Genomic DNA, 7672 nt, shown 5'->3' with positions numbered 1-7672 from the left:
ATTGACGAAATCGCTTTCCAAACGAATCTTTTGGCTCTTAACGCCGCCGTAGAAGCGGCAAGAGCGGGCGAAGCGGGTAAAGGGTTTGCGGTAGTTGCCGAAGAGGTGAGAAATCTTGCGCAAAGAAGCGCGGAAAGCGCCAAGAAGACGGCTCAGCTTATCGAAAGTTCTCAGGCGAGCAGTTCCAGAGGAGTCGGTTTATCGGAAGAAACCTCGGAAGCGATTGGAAAGATTACCGAAGTGTCGAATAAAATCGCACTTATAGTAGATGAGATAACGACCGCCGCCGAAGAGCAATCACGAGGCGTTTCACAGGTAAATTCGGCGATAGGGGATATGGATCAGATAACGCAGTCGAACGCCGCCGGTTCTGAAGAGTTGGCCGCAAGTTCTCAGGAATTAAATTCTCAGTCTCTTGTAATGAACGGTTTGATGGGTGACTTGGTCGGCGTGGTGAGCGGCGAGGCGGCGAAAGCCGAAAGATTGAGACGTCATAACACGATGGTAATTGAAAGAAAAACACAGCGTATGAAGAGAATATCGTCCGCTAAGAATTCGTCAAGACCATCGACTTCACAAACGCTTATTCCGTTTGACGACGATAAGGATTGAGTAGAATATTATGTACTACTTTGTAAACGAAATATAGTATTTTATGAAAGACTGGGTGGAAAAAATGAGGGAAATAGCAAAATTTTATGCTTAATTTATCTTCAACTTTTAATTATATTTCGCCAAATAATATTTTACGTATGCAATTTTAGATCAAATTTTTAGTTTTAAGGAGATGTGAATGACTATTCACACAAAATCAATGAAAATAGGTGAAGTAGAAATCACCCTTGAGACCGGACGAGTAGCAAAGCAGGCAGCCGGTTCAGCAACAGTTCGCATCGGCGACAGTATGGTTTTATCGACGGTTTGCGCGGGTCCTGAGGTCGAAGGACAAGATTTTTTTCCGCTCACGGTGGAATATATAGAAAAAGCGTATGCCGCCGGAAAAATTCCAGGCGGGTTTATGAAGAGAGAATCGAAGCCGTCCGATGACGAAGTTTTGATAGCAAGAATTATTGACAGGCCGATTCGCCCGTTATTTCCGGACGGATATTCAAGAGAAGTGCAGCTTGTAAATACGGTTATTTCTGCAGATGAAGAAAATTCAGCTGACGTTGCGACTATTATGTCGGCGTCTCTTTCGCTTTGCAAGTCTGATTTACCGTTTAACGAACCGGTAGCGGGCGTAAGTGTCGGAAAAGTTGACGGAGAGTTGATTGTTTTTCCTACGCTTAAACAGCGGAAGAAAAGTGATATTGAGTTGACCGTAGCGGGAACCGCCGATTCTATAATGATGGTTGAAGGCGGAGCGTATGAAGTGCCGGAAGAAGAATTGGTCGAGGCGATAATGTTTGCTCATTCGCACATAAAAACCCTCGTTGCAATGCAAAAAGAAATGCTTGCGGAAATGAATATCAAACCTACGGAATTTATTCATCCTGAAGGCAGAAATCCACAGATTGACGCCGATGTCAAAGAGTACGTGGGTTCTCGTTTGCACGAGTATTCTTTCTTGGGCGTAAAACAAGAACGTTACGGCAAAATGGCGGAACTTAAAAAGGAAACAGTTGTCGCCCTTGCAGAAAAATATCCGGAACAAGGAGAAGATATAAAAGCGGCTTATGAAGATATTGAATTCCACGATATGAGAAATACCATTCTTAACGAACGGGTTCGTATAGGCGGAAGAAAACTTAACGAAGTTCGTCCTATTAAAATAGAATTGGATTTTCTGCCGCGTGCGCACGGCTCGGTTGTTTTTACCAGAGGTGAAACGCAAAGTTTGGCGGTTTGTACGCTTGGAACGAAATCCGATGAGAAAATCGTTGACGGACTTCAAAGAGATTATAGAAAAACGTATTATTTGCATTACAATTTTCCCGCATATTCGGTTGGCGAATGCAAAAGAATCGGAAGCGTAGGACGTAGAGAAATCGGACACGGGCATTTGGCTGAAAGAGCGCTTGCTCCTATGATTCCGTCAGAGACAAATTTTCCTTATACCGTCCGCTTGGTTTCGGAAATATTGGAATCCAACGGTTCGTCGTCAATGGCTTCGGTTTGCGGCGGCTCTCTTGCTCTTATGGCGGCGGGAGTTCCTACGAAAGAAGCGGTTGCCGGTGTTGCGATGGGGCTTATTAAAGAGGGTGAGAAAACCGCGATACTTACCGATATTTTGGGAACGGAAGATCATTTGGGAGATATGGATTTTAAGGTTACCGGTACAAAGAACGGCGTTACGGCTATTCAGATGGATATAAAAATCGACGGGATAACTCCTGAACTTATGAGTGAAGCGTTGGCGCAAGCCCGTGATGCGAGAATGCATATATTGAAAGTTATGAACGAGGCGATTTCCGCTCCGCGTAAGAGTTTAAGTACGTTTGCGCCGTCTATTCTCACAACAAAAATAGCGGAATCCAAAATCGGCGAACTCATCGGTCCCGGCGGAAAAAATATTAAAGCGATACAAGAGACAACCGGCGCGATTGTAAATATTTCCGAAGACGGAACAGTTCAGGTTTCCGGTAAAACACAAGCGATAGCGGAGGCGGCGGTCCGAAGAATTGAAGTACAAATGGAAGAACCAGAAATAGGAAAAATTTATTCTGCGAAGGTGAAAACTATTGTCGATTTTGGGGCGTTTGTGGAATATTTGCCCGGCAAAGAAGGACTTGTTCACATTTCGGAACTTGACGATAAACGAGTTGAGAACGTTAAAGAATACATAAAAGAAGGCGATACGATTGACGTTAAGTTGATCGGGTTGGAAAAAAGCGGAAAAGTTCGCCTTTCGGTCAAAGCCGTAAAAGAATAGTTATTATTTGGAGCGGGGGTTTCCCGCTCTTTTTGTTAAAATATATGGAAACTGCAGAAAATAAAATTAAAGTCATTATAATAATTCCGGTATATAACGCCGAGAAATATATTGCAGAATGTTTTTATTCCATTGCCAACCAAACATACAAAAATATTGAAGCGATTTTTGTCGATGACCGCTCTCCAGATAATTCTTTGGAAATATTGCAGGAACTTATAAAAAACAATTCAACGCAAGAAATTAAATATAAATTAATCAAACATGATACCAACAAAAATGTTTCCGTCGCACGAAATACCGGAATCCTGCAAGCTCTAAAGACGGAAGGAGGAGGGGATTATTTATTTTTTATGGACAGCGATGATATAATTACTCCTAATTGCATTGAGTATTTGTTAAAATTCGCAAGAAAATATCCAAAGGCGAAAATTATTCAAGGCGCTGTGGTGTCTGTCGGAGAAGATATTTGGAGCAAGCTTTTTTCATTTGACATGAACGAACGAATTTGGAATATTATTTATGAAGGTATTATTTCCAAACAGAAACAAAAAGAATTTGAAGAAACTTTAATAGAAACGGAAATTATTAAATATTGGCTTCGATACTCAATGCATCAAATAGATAATATTATTCCTTGCGGAGTATGGGCTACGCTTTATGAAGTCGATTTTATTAAAAATAACAATTTACTTTTTTCAGAAGATTTGCCGATTACGCAAGATGTTTATTTCCGTTATTCTTGTTTCAAAAAAGCGACAGAGATAACTATTACATATATGCCGATTTACATTTACAGAGCAAGAAAAGACGATTCGCTTTCAAAACAACGCGATCAATATAGAAGAATAAATTGCAGCGCTATAGTTGCGGAAAAAATACTTCCCGATATTGACAATGAAAAATATCCTTACGAACTTGCGGAATGGATAATCGAATGGGTAATGGCTTGGCTAAATAAAATGAGAAGTGAAAAAGAAAAGATACTGACTCAAAGATATATGTATATTTTGAAAGAAGTTAAAGAAAAGATACCCGCACAGATATATCTGGATATTTTCGAGAAGATTACCGGAAAGAATAAAAAATCCGGTTAATTTTATGAATTTTGGCTGAATTTCTGCAAATTATTCGAGCAATTTGTTATTTTTTATATTTGTAATTTCTTTGACAAAGGAAAACGAATGAATACCCCGATTTTTAACGCGTTGAAGCGGTATGTGGATTCAAATCCGGTGTCGTTTTATATGCCCGGGCACAAACACGGACGCGGTCTGCCGCAGGAATTTGTTGACTATATTCCAAAAATCGACGTAACGGAAATTCCGGGAACCGATAACCTTCATTTTCCTGAAACAATAATAAAAGAGGCGCAGGATTTGGCGGCGCAGCTTTTCGGAGCGGATAGAACGTTTTTTTTGATAAACGGATCGTCCTGTGGAATATTGGCGTCGATTCTTACGCTTTGTAATCATAACGATAAACTCATTATCGGGCGAAATTGTCACAGGTCTGTTGTCGCATCGCTTACTCTTGCCGGCGCAGTTCCGATTTATGTGGCTCCGGAATATAACGAAGAATATGGGGTTTCGGCGCATATTACACCTGAATCTATTGAAAAGGCTATCGTTAAAAATCCGGATTGTAAGGGAGTATTTATCACTTCTCCTAATTTTTACGGCGTTTGTTCCAATATTCGTGAAATTGCAAAAGTTTGTCACCATTACGGTAAACCGCTTTTTGTGGACGAGGCGCACGGACCGCACCTGAAATTTCATCAGGAACTTCCTGAAAGTGCGATGGAAGGCGGTGCGGATATATGCATTCAATCGGCGCATAAAACTCTTTTGGCTCTGACACAAGCGTCGCTTTTACATGTTCGTTCTGATTTAATTGACGCAAATACGCTTAAACATATTTTGGTAATGATTCAGACGACTTCTCCATCGTATATTTTAATGTCGTCGCTCGACATTGCACGCGAAATTCTTGCGACTCAGGGTGAAAAATTGCTTGGCGAATTACTTGACAACATAAAACTTTTTAAATTGAAAATGCAGGTTTTGACTCGTTTGTCGATAGTCGATCAAAAAACCGACGTTTTCAATTTTGATCCGACACGGCTTGTAATTCACTGCCGAAGACTTGGAATTTCCGGCTTTGATTTGGACAGAGAATTACGCAATAGGTTTAACGTTCAACCGGAACTCTGCGATCTGTACAACGTTGTCTTTATTACTACAATGGATAATGTAAAAGAAGATTTTGACGCTCTTTTTAACGCGTTGGTTGTAATTCACGAAGAAAATAAATATCACGATGAGCTTCCGTTGAAAAATATGCGTTTAGATACGATTCCACAACAAAAATACGTACCATCAGATGCGTTTAGTATGACGAGCGTCCGTGTTCCGCTTGCCGAATCGGAAGGTAGAATTTCTACGGCGAGTGTTGTGCCTTATCCGCCGGGAATACCTGTTTTATGCCCGGGCGAAGAAATTACAAAAACATCCATAGAATATATTGAAATGATTCTCGATTTGGGCGGCAACGTAAACAATATCGACTCGGCAAGAACGATAGAAGTTGTCGCAAAAGCGGATATTGAGCAATATGAAGAAGAAAACTGTTCGGATGGAGACGGATAGATTGGTTAAGCATGAAAAAAGAATTATACAAACTAACGATTTACTAAAAATTTATGGGAATAAAGTCGTTGTAAATAAGACGTCTCTCGTTGTAAATCAAGGTGAAATTGTCGGACTTCTCGGTCCTAACGGAGCTGGAAAAACGACTACGTTTTATATGATCGTCGGTATGGTTCGCCCCAACGGCGGAAAAATTTTTTTGGACAATAAAGAAATAACAAAAATGCCGATGTACAAACGGGCTAGATTGGGAATCGGGTATTTGCCTCAGGAAGCTTCGGTTTTTAGAAGGTTGAGCGTTGCAGAAAACATTATGGGAGTTTTGGAACAGACAAGAATTCCGCGAAAACGCCGCAAAGAAAAAACGGAACAACTGCTTGAAGAATTACGGGTTTCACATTTATATAAAAGTCAAGGATATATGCTTTCCGGCGGTGAAAGGCGGCGTGTGGAAATAGCCAGAACTTTAGCTATCGAACCGGATTTTATTCTTTTGGACGAGCCGTTTGCAGGTGTTGATCCTATTGCAATTGAAGATATTCAATCGGTAGTTTACGAACTAAAAGAAAAAGGCTACGGAATTTTGATTACCGACCACAGCGTTCGCGAAACGCTTCGCACTACGGATAGAGCGTATATTATGGCGGAAGGCAAAGTTTTAATTCATGGTAGTGCGAACGATTTGGCGCAGGATGAAAATGCAAAAAAGATTTATTTGGGCAGAAACTTTAAATTGGATTAAAGTATGAAAAATATTATGATAATTTCTGTAATTATGGTCTTTGCGGTTTGTACCTTTCCCTTGGAAATTCGCCTTAATTCGAAATATAAAGAGTGGTCCGATTCGGATACTTCTTTTGGATTTTTAGCAACCGTTTATACTGATGACCAGCGATCGCAGCAAGCAGAGCCGCTTCAAGTTTTATATATGATAGATGTTTCTAAAAATTTTACCGGAAATGTTCGCCAGGAATTCATAAACGGCGGAATGAAATTAGTTCAACAGCTTAGCGATAATGATTATTTTGGGATAATCTTATACGGCGAATATTCGCGTACACTTCTTCCGCTTTCACAAATCGGTTTTGTAGGGAGAGAAAAAATTTACTCGTTACTTTCGGAATTGAGTACGGAAAAAGGACGAGACCCGCTGTCGGCGCTTGAAAAGGCGGTTTCGGAATTTTCGCAAAACGAAGGACGACGTTGCGATGGAAAATCGCTTGTGATGACGGTTCTGGGTGAAACCGATGAAGATGGCGAAGGGAATTCTTACGACAAAAAAATGATTTCCGCTATGAACAACTTAGGCGTACAAGTTTATACTATCGGACATGGTGACGATTTTAACGAAGACGCGGCGATTTCGACTGCGGAAAAAACCGGCGGACGGGCATATTTTACCGGTAAAGACAGAGCGGACTTGCTTGGCGGCAAATTTAATTTGATTTTTGCGCACATAATCAATCCCATTAACACCAGAAATGTGGAAATTGAGTTTGCGACTCGCGACGGAATAAAAATTACAAATTTCAAAGACAGCGTTTTGAGCAAAATTTTTATACCGAAATTGGTGATAGGCGATACTGTAAATTTCTTTCTTGAAATGAAAAATCGTCCTAAAAAAGGCGGCGATATCGACGTGGACTTTGATTATGAAAACGTTGCTATACGTTCAAATTCGTCCGGTACGGCGTCAATTAAAGTAAATCTGACGCGAGGAAGCAGTAATTATGCGGAAAACGCCGACAAATACATAAAATATCAAGTGCTTTTCAATATGGCGAAATCAATTGACGAGTTGAAAATCGGCAATAAAAATTTCAGGAAAGATTATGCCGACGGATTTCGTAAAATGCTTGAAACGCGTCTTGGTCCGATTCGTAACGAGATTAATAATAGAGAAATTCAGCAGGTTTTTGTCGATATGGTTAATTTATACAACATGATTACCGGAGGTACTGCGAGTAACGGGTATCTGGCAAAGTATGTAAAGTACGCACTTCACAATTGTCTTTTTTCGGAGTAATCTTTTAGGTTCAATCCTAGTTAATGATAAAAAAATACCATGTTTTTATATAAAATACTATATTGCATTCACAGAGTGTACACATCTATAAAATCAAGATAATTTTAACGGATTTTCTCTTATTAT

At 40.2% G+C, this 7672-nt stretch carries 6 protein-coding genes; all 6 read left to right on the top strand.

Annotation, left to right across the window (positions count from 1 at the left end; all coding sequences use genetic code 11):
* The coding region (locus LBH98_04095) for a methyl-accepting chemotaxis protein (protein MDR0303940.1) at positions 1 to 612 on the top strand (612 nt) is incomplete at its 5' end.
* A gap of 181 nt (positions 613 to 793) precedes the next feature.
* The gene (locus LBH98_04090) at positions 794 to 2872 is read left to right on the top strand and encodes a polyribonucleotide nucleotidyltransferase (protein ID MDR0303939.1); all 2079 of its coding nucleotides are present in this window, start codon (positions 794 to 796) and stop codon (positions 2870 to 2872) included.
* Positions 2873 to 2904: 32 nt separating this feature from the next.
* Positions 2905 to 3969, top strand: a complete 1065-nt coding sequence (locus tag LBH98_04085; protein MDR0303938.1) for a glycosyltransferase — start codon at positions 2905 to 2907, stop codon at positions 3967 to 3969.
* Between the two features lie 87 nt (positions 3970 to 4056).
* Positions 4057 to 5520: an aminotransferase class I/II-fold pyridoxal phosphate-dependent enzyme gene (locus LBH98_04080; protein MDR0303937.1), complete on the top strand. Its 1464-nt coding sequence runs from the start codon at positions 4057 to 4059 to the stop codon at positions 5518 to 5520.
* Positions 5486 to 6262: an LPS export ABC transporter ATP-binding protein gene (gene lptB, locus LBH98_04075; GenBank protein ID MDR0303936.1), complete on the top strand. Its 777-nt coding sequence runs from the start codon at positions 5486 to 5488 to the stop codon at positions 6260 to 6262. The genes LBH98_04080 and lptB overlap by 35 nt, the downstream gene beginning before the upstream one ends.
* A 3-nt stretch (positions 6263 to 6265) precedes the next feature.
* Positions 6266 to 7546 carry a VWA domain-containing protein gene (locus LBH98_04070; GenBank protein MDR0303935.1) on the top strand — a complete coding sequence of 427 codons (1281 nt, stop codon included), beginning with the start codon at positions 6266 to 6268 and terminating at the stop codon, positions 7544 to 7546.
* Positions 7547 to 7672: the final 126 nt, after the last annotated feature.

This window comes from Chitinispirillales bacterium (genome assembly GCA_031254455.1).
Lineage (GTDB): Bacteria > Fibrobacterota > Chitinivibrionia > Chitinivibrionales > Chitinivibrionaceae > WRFX01.
This window is presented reverse-complemented; position numbering and strand designations above follow the sequence as displayed.